The organism is Natronomonas salsuginis, assembly GCF_005239135.1.
GTDB classification, from domain to species: domain Archaea; phylum Halobacteriota; class Halobacteria; order Halobacteriales; family Haloarculaceae; genus Natronomonas; species Natronomonas salsuginis.
Window position 1 is genome coordinate 609773 of record NZ_QKNX01000001.1, and the last position, 21984, is coordinate 631756.

21 protein-coding genes and 1 tRNA gene are annotated in these 21984 nt (G+C 62.7%); 14 read left to right on the top strand and 8 right to left on the bottom strand.

The window, feature by feature from the left end:
* Positions 1-118 precede the first annotated feature (118 nt).
* Positions 119-403, top strand: a complete 285-nt coding sequence (locus DM868_RS03305; RefSeq protein WP_137275419.1) for a DNA-directed RNA polymerase subunit L — start codon at positions 119-121, stop codon at positions 401-403.
* A gap of 101 nt (positions 404-504) precedes the next feature.
* On the opposite strand, the gene DM868_RS03310 is transcribed toward DM868_RS03305, so the two are convergent.
* Both DM868_RS03310 and hisF read right to left on the bottom strand, forming a co-directional pair.
* Entirely contained in the window at positions 505-1320 is an 816-nt protein-coding gene (locus tag DM868_RS03310; protein WP_137275420.1) for a hypothetical protein, read from the bottom strand.
* 49 nt (positions 1321-1369) lie between these two features.
* Positions 1370-2185, bottom strand: a complete 816-nt coding sequence (gene hisF, locus DM868_RS03315) for an imidazole glycerol phosphate synthase subunit HisF (RefSeq protein ID WP_137275421.1) — start codon at positions 2183-2185, stop codon at positions 1370-1372.
* 95 nt (positions 2186-2280) lie between these two features.
* On the opposite strand from hisF, the gene DM868_RS03320 reads away from it, so the two are divergent.
* The 5 genes from DM868_RS03320 to DM868_RS03340 all read left to right on the top strand — a co-directional run bounded on the left by DM868_RS03320 (position 2281) and on the right by DM868_RS03340 (position 6511).
* Positions 2281-2700 (top strand): EamA family transporter, encoded by a 420-nt coding sequence (locus DM868_RS03320; protein ID WP_137275422.1) that lies wholly within the window; start codon positions 2281-2283, stop codon positions 2698-2700.
* Between the two features lie 30 nt (positions 2701-2730).
* Positions 2731-3300, top strand: coding sequence for a thioredoxin family protein (locus DM868_RS03325; protein WP_137275423.1), 570 nt, complete (start codon positions 2731-2733; stop codon positions 3298-3300).
* Positions 3301-3422: 122 nt separating this feature from the next.
* Positions 3423-4094 carry an O-methyltransferase gene (locus DM868_RS03330; protein ID WP_137275424.1) on the top strand — a complete coding sequence of 224 codons (672 nt, stop codon included), beginning with the start codon at positions 3423-3425 and terminating at the stop codon, positions 4092-4094.
* Between the two features lie 160 nt (positions 4095-4254).
* Positions 4255-5904, top strand: a complete 1650-nt coding sequence (locus DM868_RS03335) for a long-chain fatty acid--CoA ligase (protein ID WP_137275425.1) — start codon at positions 4255-4257, stop codon at positions 5902-5904.
* A gap of 121 nt (positions 5905-6025) precedes the next feature.
* The gene (locus tag DM868_RS03340; RefSeq protein ID WP_137275426.1) at positions 6026-6511 is read left to right on the top strand and encodes a hypothetical protein; all 486 of its coding nucleotides are present in this window, start codon (positions 6026-6028) and stop codon (positions 6509-6511) included.
* Positions 6512-6649: 138 nt separating this feature from the next.
* Here DM868_RS03340 and DM868_RS03345 read toward each other — a convergent pair whose 3' ends face one another.
* Entirely contained in the window at positions 6650-8680 is a 2031-nt protein-coding gene (locus DM868_RS03345; RefSeq protein ID WP_170964417.1) for a PKD domain-containing protein, read from the bottom strand.
* Positions 8681-9229: 549 nt separating this feature from the next.
* On the opposite strand from DM868_RS03345, the gene DM868_RS03350 reads away from it, so the two are divergent.
* Both DM868_RS03350 and DM868_RS03355 read left to right on the top strand, forming a co-directional pair.
* On the top strand, positions 9230-9547 hold the full coding sequence (locus DM868_RS03350; RefSeq protein WP_137275428.1) for a hypothetical protein: 318 nt from the start codon (positions 9230-9232) through the stop codon (positions 9545-9547).
* Positions 9548-9819: 272 nt separating this feature from the next.
* On the top strand, positions 9820-12009 hold the full coding sequence (locus tag DM868_RS03355; protein ID WP_137275429.1) for a histidine kinase N-terminal 7TM domain-containing protein: 2190 nt from the start codon (positions 9820-9822) through the stop codon (positions 12007-12009).
* Positions 12010-12086: 77 nt separating this feature from the next.
* On the opposite strand, the gene DM868_RS03360 is transcribed toward DM868_RS03355, so the two are convergent.
* The 3 genes from DM868_RS03360 to DM868_RS03370 form a co-directional block, all read right to left on the bottom strand.
* Positions 12087-12434, bottom strand: a complete 348-nt coding sequence (locus tag DM868_RS03360) for a hypothetical protein (RefSeq protein ID WP_137275430.1) — start codon at positions 12432-12434, stop codon at positions 12087-12089.
* A 95-nt stretch (positions 12435-12529) separates the two neighbouring features.
* A complete protein-coding gene (locus tag DM868_RS03365; protein ID WP_137275431.1) occupies positions 12530-14074 on the bottom strand; it encodes a DUF6517 family protein in 1545 nt (514 codons plus the stop codon).
* A 478-nt stretch (positions 14075-14552) separates the two neighbouring features.
* A tRNA-Ala gene (locus DM868_RS03370) sits at positions 14553-14624 on the bottom strand.
* A gap of 168 nt (positions 14625-14792) precedes the next feature.
* Here DM868_RS03370 and DM868_RS03375 point away from each other — a divergent pair.
* Both DM868_RS03375 and meaB read left to right on the top strand, forming a co-directional pair.
* Positions 14793-15209: a cobalamin B12-binding domain-containing protein gene (locus DM868_RS03375; RefSeq protein ID WP_137275432.1), complete on the top strand. Its 417-nt coding sequence runs from the start codon at positions 14793-14795 to the stop codon at positions 15207-15209.
* On the top strand, positions 15210-16253 hold the full coding sequence (meaB, locus tag DM868_RS03380) for a methylmalonyl Co-A mutase-associated GTPase MeaB (protein ID WP_137275433.1): 1044 nt from the start codon (positions 15210-15212) through the stop codon (positions 16251-16253).
* A 1-nt stretch (position 16254) separates the two neighbouring features.
* Here the strand turns inward: meaB and DM868_RS03385 are convergent, their stop codons facing one another.
* Together DM868_RS03385 and DM868_RS03390 are read right to left on the bottom strand one after the other, a co-directional pair.
* Positions 16255-17280 (bottom strand): response regulator, encoded by a 1026-nt coding sequence (locus tag DM868_RS03385; protein ID WP_137275434.1) that lies wholly within the window; start codon positions 17278-17280, stop codon positions 16255-16257.
* 70 nt (positions 17281-17350) lie between these two features.
* A complete protein-coding gene (locus tag DM868_RS03390) occupies positions 17351-17938 on the bottom strand; it encodes a molybdopterin-dependent oxidoreductase (protein ID WP_137275435.1) in 588 nt (195 codons plus the stop codon).
* 176 nt (positions 17939-18114) lie between these two features.
* On the opposite strand from DM868_RS03390, the gene DM868_RS03395 reads away from it, so the two are divergent.
* The 4 genes from DM868_RS03395 (at position 18115) to menD (ending at position 21974) form a co-directional block, all read left to right on the top strand.
* Complete coding sequence (locus DM868_RS03395) at positions 18115-18327, top strand: DUF7120 family protein (RefSeq protein WP_137275436.1); 213 nt, start codon at positions 18115-18117, stop codon at positions 18325-18327.
* A 206-nt stretch (positions 18328-18533) separates the two neighbouring features.
* Positions 18534-18812 carry a UPF0058 family protein gene (locus tag DM868_RS03400; RefSeq protein ID WP_137275437.1) on the top strand — a complete coding sequence of 93 codons (279 nt, stop codon included), beginning with the start codon at positions 18534-18536 and terminating at the stop codon, positions 18810-18812.
* 59 nt (positions 18813-18871) lie between these two features.
* Positions 18872-20209, top strand: coding sequence for an isochorismate synthase (locus tag DM868_RS03405; RefSeq protein ID WP_137275438.1), 1338 nt, complete (start codon positions 18872-18874; stop codon positions 20207-20209).
* A 4-nt stretch (positions 20210-20213) separates the two neighbouring features.
* Positions 20214-21974: a 2-succinyl-5-enolpyruvyl-6-hydroxy-3-cyclohexene-1-carboxylic-acid synthase gene (menD, locus tag DM868_RS03410; protein ID WP_137275439.1), complete on the top strand. Its 1761-nt coding sequence runs from the start codon at positions 20214-20216 to the stop codon at positions 21972-21974.
* Positions 21975-21984 lie beyond the last annotated feature (10 nt).

The following is a 21984-nucleotide window of genomic DNA, read 5'->3' on the forward strand; positions in this document are numbered from 1 at the left end:
TCCCGACGGAGCTACCGGGGTGTCGCAGTCGGACGCAACACCGGCGTGGCAGGACGACTCCTCACGTATCGTCGCGGCTCCGTAACGCTCATACGGGCGATACACATACGGTTCGATAATGGATCTACGCGTCATTGAGAACCTGGAGAACGAACTGTCGATCGAGATTCAGGGCGAGGATCACACATTCGTGAACGTGCTAAAGGGGGCGCTCTTGGAGGTCGACGGCGTCACCACTGCGACCTACGACATGAACCCCGAGCAGTCTGGCGGCCAGACCGATCCCGTCGTGACTATCAAGACCGACGGCAGCATCGACCCGCTCGACGCGCTCGAAGCCGGCGCGGCGGGCGTCAAATCGAAGACCGACGCCTTCCGCGATTCCTTCGAGTCCGCGGCGTGACTCATCGGGAGTATCGTAGCTAACCGGAGGCCCGATACGTGTTCTTAAGTAGCAGGGTCTGCTTCTTCACGGAGATCCACGAATACCTACGATGATCCCGATCAACAGGCGATATAGCCGACGAACACGGTCCCGTTCGGGCCGGCGTGAACGTCTATTCCTTCCGACCGACGATCGTCGACGACAAGTTCCGCAAACCGCTCGTCGCCCAACAGCGCCTCGGCCAACGTATCGGCGGCGGCCGCGTCGTCGTGCTCCGAGAGGTCGACGGATGGTTCCGCGATCCCGAACGCGGGCGAGACTGTACACCGTGGGTCGAACGCATCGAGTTCGGGTACCGAGCCGTCGTAGGAGGGGTCGTACCGCTCGGCGACGTGATGTCGCGTCGCGTACTCGGCGTACGCGTCAAGTCCGGCGTCGCGCTCACGGCCCGTCGAACCGGCGTCGGTTCGGGCCGCCTCGAAGCGATCGTAAAGCTCAGATTCGACGGCGGCGAGTTCCACTCCGGCGCTTCGGTCCGCATCGCCGGGAGCGTCCGGCGGAGCGGGTGGCCCGGAGAGCCCTGGGATTGGGATGACGCCCGTCAGGGCGAGCGCGACGAGCGCGACGACGGCGATGACGCCGAGGATGTACGGCTTGCCGACGGCGAGGTAGCTCGGGATCGACAGCTCTCCCGGCTCGACGTCCGCGGCTTCGCGGCGTTCGAGATCGTGGTTGCCACAGCGGGCGCACGGTGGCGAGTGTTTGACGTGTTCGCGGCCGCAGCTCCTACAGACCCACACGAACGCGTCAGCGTCGAACGGCGACGTCGAATCCGAATCCTCCGAGACCGCCTCGACGCGCTCGTGACCGCAGGTGTCACACGCGTCGACCTCGGCGTCGTACTCACGGCCGCACCACGCACACCGCCACTTCACGGCTCACCGGAGGGGCTACGGGAGAATAAAGGCTTTCGCACGTGGACGCTCACAGGCGCATCGGGATTCCCAGCTCGGCGAGGTATCGTTTCACTTCGTCGACGGAGTACTCCTCGAAATGGAAGATCGATGCGGCGAGCGCGGCGTCAGCGCCCGCCTCGCTGAACACCTCCTCCATGTGCGCCGGTGATCCGCACCCCGAGGAGGCGATGACGGGCGTCGAGACGTTGTCGCAGACCGCCTTCGTGAGAGGGATGTCGTAGCCGTCCTTCGTCCCGTCGGCGTCGATCGAGTTGACGAACAGTTCGCCGGCACCGCGGTCGGCCGACTCTCGGGCCCACTCGACGACATCGATACCGGTTCCCTCCCGACCCCCTTTGACGGTGCACTCGAACCAGCAGGACTCCCCGTCGACCTCGGCGTAGTACTCGCCGTCCCCGTCGAACCGCCGGCGAGCGTCGACGGAGATGACGACACACTGGCTGCCGAACGCCGCCGCGCCCTCCTCGATCAGTTCGGGGCGCTCGATCGCTCCGGTGTTGATCGACACCTTGTCCGCGCCGGCGCGGAGCGTCTCCTTGATGTCGGCTTTCGTTCGGATGCCGCCGCCGACCGTCAGCGGGATGAAACACTCGTCTGCGACCGCCGAGACGGTGTCGAGCATAGTCTCCCGCCCCTCCGCCGACGCGGTGATATCGAGAAAGACGAACTCGTCGGCGCCCGCCTCGTTGTACTTTTTCGCGAGTTCGACGGGATCGCCCGTGTACTCGAGGTTCTCGAAGTTGACACCGGTGTAGACGGCCGCGTTCCCGTCGTCGTCGAGATCGACGTCGATGCAGGGGATGATCCGTTTCGTGAGCGTCATTCGTTGGATACGAATTGGCCACGTCCGGGTTTGACGGTTTCGGAAAGGGCGACGCCGATCGATACTGCTTTTCGCGTCCCGGCGTCACGACCGGTATGCAGTATCTCTGGTACGCGCTGGTCGCCCTCCTCGCCTACACGCTGGTCGCGCCGCTGACGAAGCTCGCGACCCAAGAGATCCCCTCGGACACCGTCGCGTTCGTGACGAACGGGATGCTCGCGGTCTCCGCGCTCGCGCTCGTGATCGCGACGGATCGGCCGGTCGCGTCGGCGTTGACCCACGAGCACGCCCCCTATATGTACGCCGCCGGAATCTGTCTCACCGTCGGAATCATCGCGTACTATCGGGCGCTCGCTGCCGGACCGGTCAGCGTCGTCGTGCCGATCTTCGGACTGTTCTTGGTCGCCAGTTCCGTCGTCGGAATCGCCTTTCTCGACGAGACCCTGACCGCCCGAAAGATCGCCGGAGTCGCCCTCGCGCTCGTCGCGGTCTTTTTGACGACGTTCGAGGGGTAGTTTTTCTCCACGGAGCGCGAACGGTACCACATGGCACTCGAATCCGAACCGGACGTGTTGGAGTACAATGAACGCGCGCCGGACTTCGAACTCGTGGGAACCGACGAACGGACGTACTCGCTCGGTGACTTCGACGATTACGACGCGCTCTTGATCGTCTTCACGTGTAACCACTGCCCGTACGCGAAGGCGAAGTTCGAGACGATGAACGAGATCGCTGCCGGGTACGACGGGGTCGCCGTCGTCGGCATCAATCCCAACGACGACACCGAGTATCCGGAGGACTCCTTCGAGACGATGATCGAGTACGTCGAGCGCGGGGAGATCGACATCACGGCGTACCTCCGAGACGAGACGGGCGATGTAGCGCGTGCGTACGGCGCGGTCTGTACGCCCGACCCGTTCTTGCTTCGCAACGACGATGATATCTTCCGGCTGGCGTACCACGGCCGGTTCGACGACGCGTTGAACCCGGACGACGAGCCGTCGGGCGAGCCGGGACTGGACATGCGCGACGCGATCGACTCCGTCCTCGCCGGTGAGACGCCCGAGGTGACCTTCGAGCCGTCGCGCGGCTGTTCGATCAAGCGACGCGAGTGAAAACGGCCGTCGAGAGCGGATCACTCCCACGTTCGAACGACCATCCGGACGAGCTGCCGCTCGGTCGCAGCCGACGCCCGGTCGGGAGCAGAGTATAAATTCGCCGGGCGTCGTGTTACGGTATGGCCGTTCCCGACGCCGTTGAAGCATTCGCCGCGACCGTTGGTCCCGAACCGGACGAGGTCCTCGTGGAGATGGATCGGCGCGCCGAGGAAACCGGCTTTCCGACCGTCGGTCCCGCGATCGGCGGCTGGCTCCAACAGCTCGCCGGCCTGCTCGGTGCCAAGCGGGTCTTCGAGTTCGGCTCCGGCTTCGGTTACTCGGCGTACTGGTTCCTCCGCGGAATGAACGAATCCGGACAGATCGTGCTTACGGAGATCGACTCCGAGGAGCTCGACGACGCCCGACGCAACCTCGAGCGTGGCGGGGTCGCCGGGCGAGCCCGATTCGAACACGGCGATGCGATCGAGATCATCGACGAGTACGATGGGCCGTTCGACATCGCGTTGATCGACAACGAGAAGCGCCGGTACACGGAGGCGTTCGAGGCCATCAGATCGAAGATACCGATCGGCGGGATCGTGGTCGCCGACAACGCGGTTCGCGGCCCCTTCGAGTTCGAGGCGCTTTCGGCGTTGGTCGACGATGTCGATGCCGACGGGATCGACGATCCGAACGTCGGCGCGGCGCGAGGGGTCGCCGCGTATCTCGATCACGTCCGGTCGGCAGACGCGTTCGAGACCACGCTTTTGCCCCTCGGAGAAGGGCTCGCGGTCAGCCGGCGCGTGGCCTGATCACGGCGGGACAGCCGAATCGACCATCCGCAAGTATCGCTTGGCGGTCACAACGTCGGAAGGCAGCACCCTTTGGCAGCGTTCTCTCGGGGAAATGTGACCCACGAATCACGGCATATTTTGTAAAGAATGAAGTCATCGTTGGCCGTATTCGCCGAGTATGCCAGGAGGAACAGACCAGACGTTGCGGCCGTTCTTGTGGCGTGCGGCAAATCTCTATCCGGACCGCGAGATCGTCTCGCGAACCCACAACGGGATCGAGCGCTACACGTACAGCGAGTACGACGACCGGACGGCGCAGTTGGCAAACGCCCTCGACAAGTACGGCATCGAGGAGGGCGACCGAGTCGGGACGTTCTGTTGGAACCACCACCGTCACTTCGAGACGTACTTTTCGGTCCCCTCGATCGGCGCGCAGCTGCACACGATCAACCCGCTGTTGCCCGACGAGCACATCCAGTACATCGTCGATAACGCCGACGATCAGCTGATCTTCGTCGACCCGTCGCTCGCGCCGAAACTCGCCGGGGCGGCGGCCGACGCGCCGGAGTTCGACGGCGTCGACTTCGTCGTCATGGGCGAAACGGCGGTCGACGCGATCGACGCGACCCCCTACGAGGAGTTCGTCGGCGAGCACTCGACCGAGTACGACTGGCCGCAACTCTCTGAGGACCAGCCGGCCGGCATGTGTTACACCTCCGGGACGACCGGCAACCCGAAGGGCGTCGAGTACACCCAGCAGATGCTGTGGAGCCACACGATGACCACCCTCTCGCCGCACGGGATCCCGATGAACGACGACGACGTCGTCATGCCCGTCGTCCCAATGTTCCACGTCAACGCGTGGGGGATGCCCTTCACCGCGACGGCCGCCGGATCGAAGCACGTCTACCCCGGCCCGTCGCCGAACCCCGAGGACCTCGCGATGCTCATCGAAGAGGAAGGCGTCACCATCACCTCCGGCGTCCCGACCGTCTGGCTCGGCCTCATGGACTACGCCGAGGACAACGATCTCGATCTCTCCTCGCTCGATACCGTCATCGTCGGCGGCTCCGCGGCTCCTGAATCGATGATCCGCTGGTTCGACGACCGCGACGTCGAACTCCTCCACGCGTGGGGGATGACTGAGATGTCGCCGATCGGCTCGGCGGCGCACCTCAAACACAACCTCGAGGACGCCGACTACGAGACCCAGCTCGAACACCGATCCAAGCAGGGGATCCTCGTTCCCGGCCTCGAGATGCGCGTCGTCGACGAGGACGGCAACGAGGCCGCCTGGGACGGCGAGGAGTTCGGCGAACTGTGGATCCGCGGCCCCTCGGTCACCACCGAGTACTTCAAACGCCCCGACGCCAACGAGAAGGACTTCGAGGACGGCTGGCTGAAGACCGGCGACGTCGTCACGGTCGACGAGGAGGGGTACATCAAGATCGTCGACCGCGCGAAGGACGTCATCAAATCCGGCGGCGAGTGGATCTCTTCGGTCGAACTCGAGAACGCGATCATGGCGCACGACGACGTCGCCGAAGCGGCCGTCGTCGGCGTTCCCCACGAGAAGTGGCAGGAACGACCGGTCGCGTTCGTCGTTCCGACGGAGCGCGCCGACGAGGCGACGCTCGACGACGAGATCATGGCCCTCCTGCGCGAGGAGTACCCCAAGTGGTGGCTCCCGGACGCCATCGAGTACATCGACGAGATTCCCAAGACCGCGACGGGCAAGTTCTCGAAGAAAGACATTCGCGAGAGCTACACCGACGAGTCGCTACTCGACGGCTCCGTCCCCGAGGACGCCGCACCCGGCGAGGAGTGACGGAACGACCACCATCCGCAACGTCTGGCAGATTCGGTTCGACATCATTTTTAACGCGATCTACACGCCAGCCGGGGAGTCCGGCCAATAAATAAATATGATGGCAAACGGTACACATACCATGCCTAACCGACGAACCGTGATCATCAGCGGATTGCTGGTGATGACGCTGCTCATGTTTCCCGTGGGGACGGTGTCCGCCCAAGAGTGCAGTCTCGATGCGGACCAACTGAATCCGCTCGTCGACGTGTACAACGAGAATCTCGATCAGGTGCCCGGGCTCGTCAAGGGGCAACTCTCCGATCAACGCATCGACGTTCGGATAGACGCCGCCGACGGGGAGCGGCGATTCGCCGTCTCGACCGATTCTGACGGGCGCGTAACACAGTTCGAAGAGGCCGTCGCCGAGGATCCGACGGTCCGCGTGGAGACGGACGAGTCGACGACGTGTGACGTTATCACCTCGGACGATCCGGCTGCGACGTTCAACCAAGCGTACGAGAACGGCGACATCGAGGTCACCGGCGTCGGCGTCACGAACCGAGTGAAGATCGGCGCGGTGAAGGTCGGCGTCAGCGTGGTGAAGTCGCTGTCGGGACTGTTCTGATCGGCGCGATTCGGTTATAGATACGCGCTCCGCGTGATTGTTTCCCCTCGACAGTCAGGGGCTTTCGAACTGCTCAGCACGCACGTCGAAACAGAAACGTTTGAGCCACCTAACTAACTCGAGCGGTTTCGGAGCAGCTCAGCGCCGGAGGAACCCTAGGCCACCGAGCAGGATTACCGCGGCACCTGCCGCAATCACGATTGACGTGGGCACACTGCCACTTTCGTCGGGGGTCTCAGACTCGTCGGCTACGTTCGAGGAACTCGAGGGAGTGCTCACATCTATTTCTTCTTTCGTCTTCCGAACGATCCCGCGGTCGTCTCTCACGCTCAACTCGACCGTGTACGTGCCTGGGGATTCGAACTCGTGGACGACACGTTCTCCAGTCGCGTTTGTCCCGTCCCCGAACTCCCAGCCGTACGCCTGCAGTTTCCCGTCGGGATCGACTGAACTCGATGCGTCGAACTCGATCCGTGAGTCGGCTCCCGAGTCTGCCTTCGACACGTCGAACGATGCGGAGGGTGGGTCGTTCGGCACACGGACGGAGATCGTTCTCGTTACAGTCGCCGTGGTTCCGCTCGAATCGGCAACGGTGAGCGTAACGTCGTAGTCTCCAGCGGACGCGTAGCTGTGACGTTGTGTCGCCCCATTGCGAACGGTGCCGTCTCCGAAGTCCCACTCGTAGCTCGTAATCGAGCCCTCTTGATCGAACGATCCGGAACCGTTGAACCGTACCTGCTGGCCGGCTTCGACAGTCCCGTGCGAAGAGACGAACACTGCATTCGGAGATCTGTCTTCGACTGTGATCCGGTCGTGGACCGTGTCCCGGTTCCCTTCCGTGTCTTCGATCTCGATTTCAACGTCGTATGTCCCCGGTGTGTCGAAGCTATGAGTGACACGCCGCCCGCGATCAGTCGTCCCGTCTCCAAACGTCCAGCTATACCTGTCGACGGACCCGAAGAGCGAATACGAGTCTGACGCATCGAAGGTAACGGTCTCCGAGGAAAGCGGTTCAGCGGGAGTAGATGTCACACTGGCGCTGATCGCGTCGTCGATCGCGGACGTGGTGTCGACGATGCGCGGGAGGTATTCGGGGAGATCGACCGTCGAACTGCCGGTGACGATCGGCGACGAATCGAGCGCACCGGTGTCGATGACCTGTCTCTCGTTTTGCGACGCGCTCGAATCGTTCGTGTCCGAACTGTTGTCGAAAGTGACGTTTGTATAGACGGCGTTCGGGTAATAAACGCTCGAGAGTTGCGGACTCGACGACAGCAGCGAGGCGTGGATCGTTCGGGAATGTGAGACGTTCGTGAACTCCTGGCTGTGGTATCCCGATTTCTCGACTCGAACGGTGTGCGAACCTTTTACCCAGAACTCGCCGATCCAGGGTGTTGTCCCGACCGCCTGTCCATCGACGTAGACGGTCGATCCGTCCGGTTCCGACGTGACAGCAACTGGCCTGGTCCGTTTCTCCATGGTGAAGCTAACCTGCGATGAGTCCAGTTTTACCCGCTTGCCCGCCGTCTCATAGCCGTCCTTGCGTACTTCGATCCGCGTATCACCGTATCGATCACCGTGGTCGACAGCGAACGACCCCGTCCACGGCGTTTTTCCCCGTCGTTCGCCATCGACGTAGACGTCCGCACTGTCCACGTTTGAGGTCACCGTCACGTCTCTGTATTCGTCATCGGACGGTCGTTCGATCTTGAGCGGATCGGACACAAGCAGGTGATTCAGACTAGTGACGCTCTGGTAGGTGAGCACGTCCTCATCGAGCAATCGTACCTCCACGACCGAGAATGTGGGATTGACAGCTATCGGATCGGTGTCGCCGCCGCCCTGCGCAAAGACCTCGTCACCGTCAATCTGGAAGATAAACGTCCCGTCGCGGTCCCTCCCGACGGGTGCTTTCTTCGCGACTGAGCTTCCGCCGTCCTCAAGATGCAGTACGACCTCCATCACCGGATTCGCTTTCCCCACTCCGCCGACTTCGGGGAAGTCCGTATCGGCTTCCACTCTGATCTGGAACGAGGACACGTAGCCATCCCCATCTACGTCTTCCCTGTTGAATATTGTTGTATCCTCGATCTTCGCGTCCGACTCGTCCGCCAATGCGACCCCGACACCTGCGCCAAACAGGGTACTGACGAGTAGACTGATAACCATCGCACTGACGGCGAGCCACCGTAAGATCGGTCTCGACCCCGTCCGCAGTGTAGTTCCATCGTAAGTCATGATGAGTCGCTCGTCAAGCGACCGTTTTCTTGGTGCGGTAACATACACACGTCTCTCCGGGTGATCTCGATAAAGAGGGGGGCGCTACGTGATTAGCGTTATCCTACGCGGAGAAACACCAGAGGTGGTTCCCACAACTGTCTGACATTTAATATGACATTAATTCGTCTTCCCGCTATGTTCACCCCGGCTCGATTCCACGTATTTTTGCTGTCCATCGCAGCAGTGATTTCGGGTGGACTCACGGGTCACGCGTGGCATCACCGCGGGGGCCTGGGAGAAGACCGCTCTCGGCGGCGATGGTGGCCGTCACCGCATGGACGACTCCGGCGATGGATCGCGAGTTAACGGCCAAACTCGATACGATCGCCCCCTGATTCCCCATTGGAAGACGATTTCGGAGGCCCTGTTGAAAATCGCTGAAATTGGTGGAAAGAACGTGATGACTCGATGGGAAAATCTGCTCCCATAGCCAGGGCAGTGTCCAGGCATGAGGCAAGCGATGAATACCCCGAGGAGGGGTTCCTCGAGGAGATGCGGACCAGCGGCAACTGCGACCACGTGGGCTACGAGTACGACGACGGGGATCGGACCGCCCTCGTCTCGTCGCCGTCTTCGGCAGCCTACGGAACCGCCGCCCACGCTACCGTCACCCACGGGGAGCGTCTGGCCCACGTGGAGTTCGTCTCAACGTTCAAAACGACCTGTGACAGCCAGCCACGACCGGACTACGACATGGTCGTGGCGATGGTCGAATCGCTCGGCGCAAATCCCGAGACGACCTTCTCGTTCGCGTAGCTAGACTGTGGGACTCGAGATAGGCTATTAGCAAACACAGTCGAGGTTATACCCGTGGCGTCCGTTTCGTTTCGCGGGAAATTCGAGGGTAGCGGTTTTGCAGAGCCCGAGGAGTTACCAGGAAATCTCTCAGGAGCGCAATTGCAAAGGTTTAATTTGCACTCTCGATATTTATTCGCTCACTTATCATCGGGTGACACTCACATCGATTGATACATGAACACGGACACGTGGTGGGACGCTACTGATCGATCCTGCCAAATGGTGAGGACATGGTAGGTAGCGGTATCCTCGCCCAGATTAGCCTGCTCGCACTCTCCGCGGTAACGACGACCGCCCTGGCGGTCTACGCCTTCCACAACCGCCAGGAACCAGGTGCCACGTGGTTTGGTATGTTGATGGTGTCGTTGACCATCTGGTCCGGCTGCTACGCCGTTGGCGCCATCACGTTCGACCCAATCTGGCGGGTGTTCTGGGCGCGCGTGCAGTGGTTTGGCGTCGCGACTGTCTACGTCTGGTTGTTCCTGTTCGCGCTCTCCTACACCGGCCACGACGAATTCATCACTAAACGGAATCTTATTGGCTTCTTTATTATTCCGTTACTCGCCATCATTGGCGCGTGGACGAATCCGCTCCACCATCTCCTCTGGCGTACCGCCCAGGTGAAAGTCGTAGACGGCATTGCGCTGATCGATTTTACCTATGGACCGATTTTTTGGGTGGACATCATATACGGGTACACGTTGATCACGATTGCGATGGTTCTCTTGCTCCGCCTTGTTTTCCAATCTGATTATCTGTACACCGACCAGTCGGCACTCCTCCTCGTAGGAATCGTCACACCTTTGCTCGGGAACGTCGCCGATAACTTTTTCTGGGCGTCAAACGTTCTCATTGACCCAACGCCGTATGCATTCACGGTGACCGGCCTCACGTTCGGGTACGCTCTCTTTCGCCGACAGCTGTTCGATCTCGTCCCCGCAACCCGACAGCTCGGCCGAAACGCAGCTATCAGCCAGCTCGACACGGGGGTCGTGATCGTGGACAACGCCCGCCGCATCGTCTACGCCAATGGGGCTGCTGTCGACGTGATCGGCTGCGAACGTGCTGATGTACTCGGCCACGATATTCGGTCACTCGTCAACAGCACCGTGATTGATTTCGAGACTGAAGACGCCCTTGCGGAACTCGAAATCGACGCGAACGTCTACGAAGTCAGAACCTCACCGATCACCGACCAGATTGACCGTCAGATCGGCCACACGTTCATCATCAACGACATCACCGACAGAAAGCGGCGGGTACGGGAACTGGCTGAGCAACGTAATGAACTTGCTACTGTCAACGAACTGAACGCTGTCATTCGTGGCGTCAACCAGGCACTCGTTTCGGCGTCCAGCCGGGAAGCTGTCGAACGCGCCGTCTGCGAGCGGATCGCCGATTCCGAACTCTACCGGACCGCCTGTGTCGCCGATGTCACCACGTGGACAGGCAAGGCCGATCGCTGGCTCGTCGCAGGAGATCAGGTCGATCTGTCCCCCCCTACTCTTGATGATGATTACATTGAAAACGGGGCACTCGAACGGAGCGAAAAGCAGACTATAGCACCCGAGTCGACGACCGGGGACGGTACCTGGGCAATTATTCCTGTCGTCTACGGCCGTACTGTGCATGGGGTCCTCGGCTTCTACACCGACCGCGGGAAAATTAGCGACCGTGAGCGAGCGGTCCTTGGTGAACTCGGCGAAATCGTCGGCTACGCTCTCAATTCCGCCGAGGTGCGCCAACTCCTCTCGGCCGAGGCAGTTACCGAGGTCGAACTGGAGAGTACTGACGATAGCGACTCGCTCATTTTCGTGTCGATTGCCGCAGAGTGCCACCTCGAACTCGCAGGTCTCGTTCCGGGGGGTGAGGCGGGTCACGTCGCCTATCTCCGCCTCGAGGATGGCGACATCTCGATGGTCGCCGACGAACTCGAGCAATCGGGCGAAGTGCGAGTAATCCACGATGGCGAGACAGACGGGGTCCTCGAATGGCAGACAAGAGGCGACACACTCCTCGGAATGCTCGTCGGCATCGGCGCGAACGTCCAGCATGCCACTGTCGAGGATGGTCGTGCCAGCTACACCCTCGAAATCGCTTCCGAGTCGAACGTCAGAGCACTGGTCGACGCGGTCGAGAAGCAGTTCCCCGACACGTGGATAGTGGCGAAACGGGAACGCACTCATCCCGTCGAACGTGCCGACGAAATTTCCGAGCACAGTCTACAGAATCTCACGGACCGGCAGGCGGAAGCGCTGGAAGCGGCCTATCGAGCCGGCTACTTCGGGTGGCCACGAGACTCCACGGCCGAGGAAGTTGCTGGCGTTCTTGACATTTCGGCATCGACCCTCCACGCCCACCTCAGGAAAGCCGAAAATCAGATCATGGCCGATCTGTTCGATCCAGAGGCTGCCGATTGAGCTCCCCCTCCAAGATGGGAGTTCCTGAGGTGACTCACTGGTGAGAGAAAACACACTTCGACGGGGGTAGATTGGACTTACGAGTCTCCCCGTTCACGCCACGACAGTACGGCCCCGATGAACAGAAACGCGGGGAGAATCGCGACGACGGGGGATGCGACACTGCCGACGAGGAACGGCGCCCCAACGATGAGTAGGATTGTAGTCGCAACGAGCCGATACGATTCGCGATACAGGAGATAGATCGCGGGGAGTGTCACGAGGAACGCGGCCGCGGTCACGACGAGGATGCCTCCTCCGAGAAAGAGTCGCATGATGGCACTCGCGTTCTCGGGCGTACCGGTCATCTCCGAACCGAGCAGCACACCACCAACCCCTAATTGGGCAAGGAACCCGACAAACACCACCTGCCAGCTTCGGGGCATTATCGATAACGCTCCACGGCAGTAACGCCGAGCGCGAGTGGTTCGTGACCGGTCGGAGTAGCCATTTGCGAGGGTGCGTGTCTGTTCATGTGTTGTCAATCACGTCGGGCGGTAATCCGTGGAACGACGACCTGCATCATTGCTCGGGCATCGAGATACCAATTTTTCCAACTGATGATCGGGAACGGTATCGGCGGTTCTACTTCCTCCCCGTCAGTATTCCCACCGACGGATTCGAGCGGTGCTCGTTGCGTACCGACAGCCATCACGTGATCGTCCGGTGTCGCGCGTACGATGTGTACGCCGACAGCCCAGGGTCCATTCCGGCCGCTGATCACGCCCGCGTACGTCTCGATGGCCGTCGGTTCGTCGATGATCGACGGCTCCGTTGGCCGCAACGATTCAGGCGCGTTGTCCGCAATCTCCGCGTCAAGAGCGAGATAACCCTCCCGCGAGAGCCGTTTCGGACCGTCGATCCATCGAACGTCGTCCACATCGGAAACGCCAGCATTTCCGAGGAGCGTTCGCGCGGTGTCGTCCGTTAGCAACGTTTTCGAATCCATCGAAACGATCGGGTTTGCTTCGGCGCCCCCGATTGACGCCGACGGCGTGGAGAGTACGCCAAGATCGAATACGGCACCCCCAAGCGCGGCCGGGCGACCGTTCCTGAACAGCACTCCGTACCCGTCAGGAAATTCCCAACTGAACAGTGCGTCCCCGACGCTCGCGACGGTCAGAGTTTGCACGTCGAACGTTTCTCCAGGCTCGACGGGACGTCCCCCGACGGCAGCGAGATCCACGCCGAAGACGTCGGCGAACGACTGACTTTCCCGAAGGAACACGAGCGTCGGAGCCGCAACCCGCTCTTGCTCGTCGGACGACCCGGATGCGGTCACAGAGCCCTCAGTCTGTGAGCGGGGGACCCACGTCCGCCCGGGATACCAGCCAGTCTCCGCGATCCACATACTTCCCGGATACCACTGGCTCCCCGGATACCACATGCTACCCGGATACCACATGCTACCCGGATACAGTTCTTCGTCCGTGAGCCACATGCTCCCCGGATAGAAGTTTCGTCCCGGGACTTCGAACGCGGTCACACCACCCAGTTCCTCGAGCCGTACGGTCTCTCGCTCGAGAGCGCCCCCGCTGAACACCGAAATCGGGCTCCCACTCGCCTCGGAACGCAATCCAGCGGGCGCGAGGAGCGCGATCGCGGCAGGATCGATCTCGACGTCCGACCCGAAGACTGAGACGGTCTGGTCGCCCGAATCGAGGTCGCTCCCGGATGTGAGCGTCGCACCGTCCCTGAGTTGTCCGCCGTTCAGATTCTTCACGTACTGCCCGACCGCCGTTCGTACCGCACCGTTCTCAGCGACTCCTTTTTCTCTGCTGTAAGAGGCGAAGTGACTGGTGACGGTGATTTCGAAGTCCCCGTTCAGCCCAGTTCGAGAGACGCTCGCGGAATCACGGGCTGTTTCACCCAGTAGCAGCCCTTCTTGATCGGAGGGCGGCAACTCGAGTGGGGTCGATTCGAATTGCTGTTTCGTCACGTCTGAGCAGCCGGCAAGCGACATCGCTCCGAGGACCGAAAGGCCGGAGAGGACGTCACGTCTACGGAATTCGATCGGGTTGAACACGTCAAACCAGCGTTCGGGGGTCGACTTGACTGTTGACGCTACGTACATAGTGTCTCAGAAATTTATGCGGTGACTAACGAAACGGACTGAGCTGTGCTCGGACTGGCGACTCTACACACGTAGCGTGGACACCGAGCGGTGGCCCCCTCACACGAGGACGTGTGATACGCTGGATGTTATGTCCGACCATATCGCAATCGACACTCCGATTTTCGACCGATTGGTCCGTTGGAAATACTGCCACCGGACGAGTCGGGCGAGCAAAACAGCTCAAAGGATACCGCACGACTAGAGGCGCGCTCGATACTCTCCTCACCGTCGGTGTACCCGACCGGCAACAGGATACGACTAATGCGTGATTGAGGAAACAAAACCACCTGAACCTTTTGCTGCTATGGACTCGCCGGGACTGAGCGAAGCCGAAGGCTTCGCGAGGGTCGGCGAGGCCACGACTGACCGAACGAAGTGAGGGAAGAAGTGGACTCGCCGGGATTTGAACCCGGGGCCTCTCCCATGCCAAGGGAGTGATCTACCGCTGATCTACGAGCCCTCGATTGCAAGCGTTAGTATCCCGAGACGATTCATAAACCCATCGAAGCGGCGGGGCCCGTGCGTATTCCTCGCACTCGAATACAACTACGCTTGCAGTAGCCCAAATCGACCGAGTTAGCGATCAGGCTCCGTTACACTCAAACACCCACCCCCGGTATTGTGGAGTATGAGCACGGAGCACGAGCAGCGAACCGTTCGATGTCTGGTGGCGAAAGTCGGCCTCGACGGCCACGACCGGGGGGCCCACGTCATCGCGCGGGCGTTCCGCGATGCGGGATTCGAGGTCATCTACTCGGGGCTACACAAATCGCCGGACGACATCGTACAGGCGGCCGTCCAGGAGGACGTCGACGTCCTCGGCATCTCGATCCTCTCGGGGGCGCACGACACGCTCGTCCCGCGGGTTCTCGACGGACTTCACGAGTACGACGCCCTCGACGACACGCTCGTCCTCGTCGGCGGGATCATCCCCGACGACGACCGCGAGGAACTCTACGAGGCCGGCGTGAGCGAAATCTTCGGCCCCGGCGCTTCGATGGAGGAGACGATCGAGTTCGTCCGCGAGAACGCACCCAAGCGATAGATGTCCGAGGACACGCTCATCGACGAACTGTTGGGCGGTAAACACCGAGCGCTCGCCCGCGTGATCACGAAGATCGAGAACCGCTCGCCCGGCTATCGTGAGCTCGTTTCACAGTTACACGAGCACACGGGCAACGCCGAAGTCATCGGCATCACGGGCTCGCCGGGAGCCGGCAAATCGACGCTCGTCGACAAGATGGCGGCCGCCTACCGCGAGCGCGGCGAGACGGTCGGCGTCATCGCAATCGATCCCTCCTCACCCTTCACCGGCGGGGCCGTCCTGGGCGATCGGATCCGGATGGCGTCGAACGTCGGCGACATGGACGTCTTCTTCCGATCGATGTCCGCGCGGGGCTCGCTCGGCGGGCTTTCGACCGCGACAACGGACGCGGTGAAGGCGCTCGACGCGTTCGGCAAGGACAAGGTCATCGTCGAAACCGTCGGCGCCGGCCAAAACGAGATCGAAATCGTCAAGACCGCGGACACCGTCGCGGTGTTGGTGCCGCCGGGATCGGGTGACGACATCCAGATGCTCAAAGCGGGGATCCTCGAGATCGCCGACATCTTCGTCGTCAACAAAGCCGACATGGACGGCGCGGACCGGACGGTGATGGAACTGCGCGAGATGGTCGGGATGCGCGACGCGTCGCCGATGGCCGGCCACCACGGTGCGGACGTCTTCGACCACGGACCCGAGGAGGGCGAGGAGGACGACGAGGGATGGAAGCCGGCGATCGTCGAAACGATCGCGAAAACCGGGGAGGGGATCGAGGGGTTCCTCGACACCGTCGATGAGCACGTCGCGTGGCTCGTCGAGAGCGGCGAGTTGGAAGCGCAGACCAGACAGCGCTACGAGGCCGAGATCAAGACGCTCCTCAGGGAGGACACGGCGTCGCTTCTCGAGGATGAGCTGTCGACCCGCGGCGGCCTCGACGCGTACGTCGACCGGGTGGTGGCGCGAGAGACGGACCCCTACGCCATCGCCGACGAGCTCATGGGTCCGTTGGAGGACTGTGTAGCGGAAGAACGCGAGCGTCGGGACTAGCTCAGGAGAGTTCGATCGAAACCGGCGTGGTCGACGGCGGTTCGCGATCGAGTAGTTCCGCGATCGCGACGAGTTCCTCGCGGATATCGTCGCCGTCATCGAGCATCGCTACGGCGGACCGGAGGCGGGTCCGCGCCGTGGCGACGGTTTCGCTCTGGTCGCGAGCCCATTCGCTCGTCAGTTCGTGACCGAGCCAGTCGCCGAGCAGTTCGACGAACGCGCGTTCCCAGCCCGTGAACTCGGTCCGATCGCCGCGGTCACAGAAACAGAGCGTTCCGTATCGACGCCCGCCGACGTACACCGGAGCCCCAATGTACGAGGAGAATCCGCCGGCATCGCTGGTGTCGACACCCCCGGTGACGGCGACGATGCCGTTCCCCTCGACGGTCAGATCGCCGATATTGTCGGAGAGCGGCACCCCATGGGCGGTATCGAACGGCAAGTCTCTCTCGACGGTTTCGACGAGTATCTCGACGGGGTCCTCCGAATCGGTGTCCTCCGAAACCAGCGCGCCGTACTCGACCTCGAGCGTCTCACAACCGAGCTCACAGAGCGATTCGATCGGCGTCGAGACGCTGTCGATGACCGTCCGAGTCAGCTGTCTGAGCGCAAATTCGCGCCGCTGTACCGCCTCTTCGGCGCGGTACCTCGCGGCGAGGTTCTCAATCCGGTTCGCGAGGACGTGCCACTGATCGGATCCCCGCCGCTTTCGGAAGTAGTCGGTCACGCCCTCCGAAACCGCGTCGCTCGCGATCTCTTCGCTCCCCCGGGCGGTGAACAGGATGAACGGGACGTCTGGGTCCATCTCTCGGACGTATCGGAGCAGTTCCAGGCCGGTCATCTGTGGCATGTGATGGTCGCTCACGATGCAGTCGATCCGTCCGGTCTCGACTGCGTCGAGTGCGTCGTTCGGGTCGGTCTCGACCCGGATGACGAACTCCTCGCGAAGCTCGCCGAGTTGGTCCGCCATGAGATCGGCGAGGGAGGGGTCGTCGTCGACGAGTAGCACGCGCGTGGGACCGGCCATATTCGAACCCCGATTTGTGAAAAGATAATCCTTCCGCCCGAATCGGCGTCCTGAACGACTGGTTCTACGACTAGACGTATCGCTCCTCGTTCCAGGGATTCGCCGTCGTCGAGTAACCGCGTTTCTCCCAGTAGCCGCGCTCGGCGTCGATCAGGAACTCGACACCGGAGAGCCACTTGGCACCCTTGTACGCGTACTTGTGCGGCGTGACGACGCGAAGCGGTCCGCCGTGGTCCCCTGGGAGCGATTCGCCGTCGAGTTCCCACGCCACGAGGACTTCCTCTCGGAGGCAATCGGACAGCGGCAGATCCGTCGCGTAGCCGTCGTGTGCGTGAAACAGCACGTGGACGGCGTCGTCGTGAACGCCAGCGCGCTCGGCGAGAGTGGGAAACGGGACGCCGTCGAAGACACAATCGAAGCGCGACCACCCGGTTACGCAGTGAAAGTCCTGGCGCTGGCGCTCGCTTTCGAGCTGTTTGAGCTCGTCGAGCGACAGGGAGAGTTCGTCGTCGACTGCACCCCACACGTCGAGCGTCGAATCGGCCGGAACGGACGGTGTCTCTCCCTTCGAGAGAACCGGAAAATGCGATGTTTCTCGCTGTCCGGGCGGTAGTCGCTCGTCGCCGAACTCCTCGTACAGCCCCGTGACATCTCTCATACGCCGGTCTACGTCGGCCAGCAGGTAGACCTGTCGTTCCGTCAGCGGGTTCGTCCGATCGGACAAAACAGGTGGTAAATGCGAAAATATCCTTCCGGTGTACCGCAACGAATTTATTCGGTGCAAAAACCCCTCGACAGGGTTAAATACCCCATCCCCGAAATCCGGATGTTCCGATGCCGAAGGTCAAACTCATCGTTCCGGAGCATCTCGAGATGCAGATCGCACAACTCGTCGAAGACGGCGAGTTCGTCAATCGCGAGGAAGCGATCGAGGAACTGCTATCGACGGGACTCCGAGCGTACAAGACGAGCGGCCCGATCGACGACGACGAACCGGGGTTCGAGGAGGACGGGATGATGGGACACGACGACGAGTACGTCTTCTAGAGTGCGTTACGGCCACTCCGCTCGACAGCCGCCGCGCTACGAAATTTTTGACCAGCTGAAGAGAGCTGAAAACGCCACAAACCGCGCGCCCAAGCAGAGGTGTCCGCCCGTGGCGATCGGGCGCTAGCGTCGATAGCACACGCCTAGCGGCGCGTGCGCCTCAGTCTCGCACAAGGGTTAAACAGTCGGTTGTAATACACACAAACATGCACAAAGACGAGCTTCTGGAGCTACACGCGAAGATGGTATCGATCATGGAGCACTTCCGCGGCATGGACGAGATCGACGGATCGGTCTTCGACGTCTACGACGAACTCGACGTGACGCCGGACGACGTCCACAAATCGAAGAGCGAGCACAAACACGCGGTGTTCGTCCTCGGAAACGCCCTCGCAGAGGTGATGGCCGACGACGAGTTCTCCGACGCCGGTCGGATCGGAAAGCGGATGGAGGAACTCGCCGAGGACACCGAATCCAAGCTGTAGCTCAGCCCCCGCGACCGGCGAACACGCAACCTAAGACGGTGGAGATACAACTGGAAATAATGGAACCGTTGGGTAGCGAGGAGACGGCTCCACTCGACAGGGAGCTCACGAGTCGGACGATCCGTCTAACGGCTGCGCCAGATCAACGCGTCGCGCTGGCGACCGCGGAGACACCGCGGACGTTCTGGGCGGCTCCCGGCGAGGCGACCGTCGTCGGGAGCGGATCGGCGACGACGATCCGCGCCGACGGCCGCGATCGGTTCCAGGCGGTGCAGGACGCCGCCCGGGAACTGTTTTCCGCCGGCGACGTCCACGCCGGAGCGCTCGCGGCCCGTCCTCGACTGTTCGGTGGCTTTTCGTTTCACGACGAGCACGCGAGCGCGGGGCCCTGGGGAGGGTACCCGAGAGCGAAGTTCGACCTCCCCCGAACGCAGCTCACGTACACCGACGACGGGACGTGGCTGACCGTGAACGCGGTCGACACGGATGCCGAACGCGTCGAGCGTCGTCTCGACGCCGAGGTAGAGCGCCTGCGTTCGATCTCCTCCCCGGACGCTGGCGGGGGGCCGCCGGGGATCGTCGACCGGACTCGAACCACTTCGGAGGCCAACTGGCGCAGGAGCGTCACCGCTGCGACCGACCGGATCGCCGCCGGTGAACTGCGGAAAGTCGTTCTAGCGCAGGCGCTTCGGGTCACCTTGGCCCGACCGCTCTTGCTTTCGGACACGCTCTCTCGACTCGGAGAGCGATATCCGGACTGTTATCGGTTTTTGATCGAACCGGACGACGGAGCCGGTGGATTCTTCGGAGCGACCCCGGAGCGGCTGGTCGGTCGTCACGGCCGAACCGTCGAGACGGGCGCGCTGGCGGGGACGACCGGACGGGGCGAAACGCCCGAGGAGGACGAGTGGCTGGCGGCCGAACTGCTGGCGGACGAGAAGAACGTCCACGAACACGAACTCGTCGCCGACGCAGTTCGGACCCAACTCGAACCGTACGCAGCCTCGATACGCGCCGGCGAGCGAGCGATCCGGCGGCTGGCGACCGTCCAACACATCGAGACGCCGATTACCGCCGAACTCGCCGACGACGTACACGTCCTGGAGCTCGTCGAAGCGCTGCATCCAACGCCGGCCGTCGGCGGGCTCCCCCCGAAGGAGGCGCTCCGGACGATCCGCGACACCGAGCCGTTCGAGCGCGGCTGGTATGCGGCACCAGTCGGGTGGTTCGACGCGGCGGGATACGGCTCGTTCGCGGTCGCGATCCGTTCGGCGGTCGCTCGCGACGACACCGCGACGCTCTTTGCCGGCGTCGGCATCGTCGCCGACTCCGACCCCGACCGCGAGTGGGACGAGGTACAGCTCAAATACCGCCCCATTTTGGACGCACTGGAGTGATTCGGTGGTCGGGGAACTCAACGCGCTGTGGGGCCGACTCATCGCCGACGAACTCGCCGAGGCGGGCGTCGAGACCGCCGTCTTGGCTCCGGGATCGCGTTCGACGCCCCTGACGATCGCCTTCGCGGAGCATCCCGCGATAGAGACGGCGTCGCACCTCGACGAGCGGTCGGCCGCCTTCTTCGCGCTCGGCTACGCGAAGCGAACCGGAGCCCCGGCACCGCTGGTCTGCACCTCCGGGACGGCGCTCGCGAACTTCCATCCCGCGGTCGTCGAAGCCGATTCGGCGCGGGTGCCGATGGTGCTGCTCACCGCGGATCGGCCGCCGGAACTCTCCGACAGCGGCGCGAATCAGACGATCGATCAGGAAAAGTTCTACGGCGACTCTGTTCGAGCCTACAGAACGCTCCCGGAGCCCGAAGCGGCCGACAGGAAGCTCCGATCCCTTCGGACAACGGTCGCGCGCGCGGTCGGCACCGCGACCGGTGTGATGCCCGGCCCGGTACATCTCAATGTGCCGCTTCGAAAGCCGTTGGAGCCGAACGCGACCGCCGAATCGGTGCCGAAGGGCGTTCCCGACGGCGCGCTCCCGGAGGAGTTCGAGGGGAGCGATCGGGCGAGCCTCGCAGACCGTGACGGCCCGTTCGTCGCAACCGTTCGCGGGCGGGCGGGGCTCTCGGACGCTGACTGCCGGCGGATCGCCGACGCCGTCGAGCGGGCCGAACGCGGGCTCATCGTCTGTGGACCGGCCGACGACGGGGGACTGACGCGGGCGGCCCTCGACTCGCTCGCATGCTCGACCGGCTTTGCCGTCCTCGCCGATCCGCTCTCGGGACACCGCTTTGGAGCGCACGACGCGGGCGTGACGATCTGCGGGGGCTACGACGGCTATCTCTCGGCCATCGAGACGATCCCAGACGTCGTCATCCGGTTCGGAGCGTCGCCCACGTCGAAGCCGCTCCGACGCTACCTCCGTGACTCGGGAGCCAGACAGTTCGTCGTCGACCCGGCCGGCGGGTGGCGCGAGGCGACGTTCACCGCGACCGACCTCGTCGTCGCCGACGAGACGCGGTTCGCGGTCGATCTGGCCGACGCCGTCGACCGCGAGCGGGGAGCGTACGCGAACGCGCTCGCAGCGGCAGAGGACGATTACTGGTCGTTCGTGGCGGGGTCAGAACCGCCGGAAGGGGCGATCCTCGCCGACGCTGTCGCCCTCGCGCCCGATCCGACGACCCTCTTCGTTTCGAACTCGATGCCGGTTAGAGACCTCGATCGGTTCGGCCGCCCCCGGGACGCCGACGTGACCGCGCTCGGAAACCGCGGGGCCTCGGGGATCGACGGGATCACGTCGAGCGCGCTCGGCGCGGGCTACGGGACGGACGATTCGCTGGTGCTCGTCACGGGCGATCTCGCCTACTACCACGACATGAACGGGTTGCTCGCCGTCTCGCGGGCGGGCGTCGACGCGACGATCGTCTGCGTCAACAACGACGGTGGCGGCATCTTCCACCTCCTGCCGATCGAGGAACACGAAACGTTCGAGGAGTGGTTCCGGACGCCGCATGGCCTCGAGTTCGAGCACTCGGCCGCGCTGTACGATCTGGCGTTCGCCCGTACCGACGATCGGGGTGAGTTCCGCGAGCGGTACGCCGACTCGGTCGAGCGCGACGGAACCCAACTGATCGAAGTCCGAACCGACAGCGGGCGAAACCACGAGGAACGACGACGGCTCGAACGGGCCGTCGTCGATTACCTCTCGGGATGACGGCCTCTCG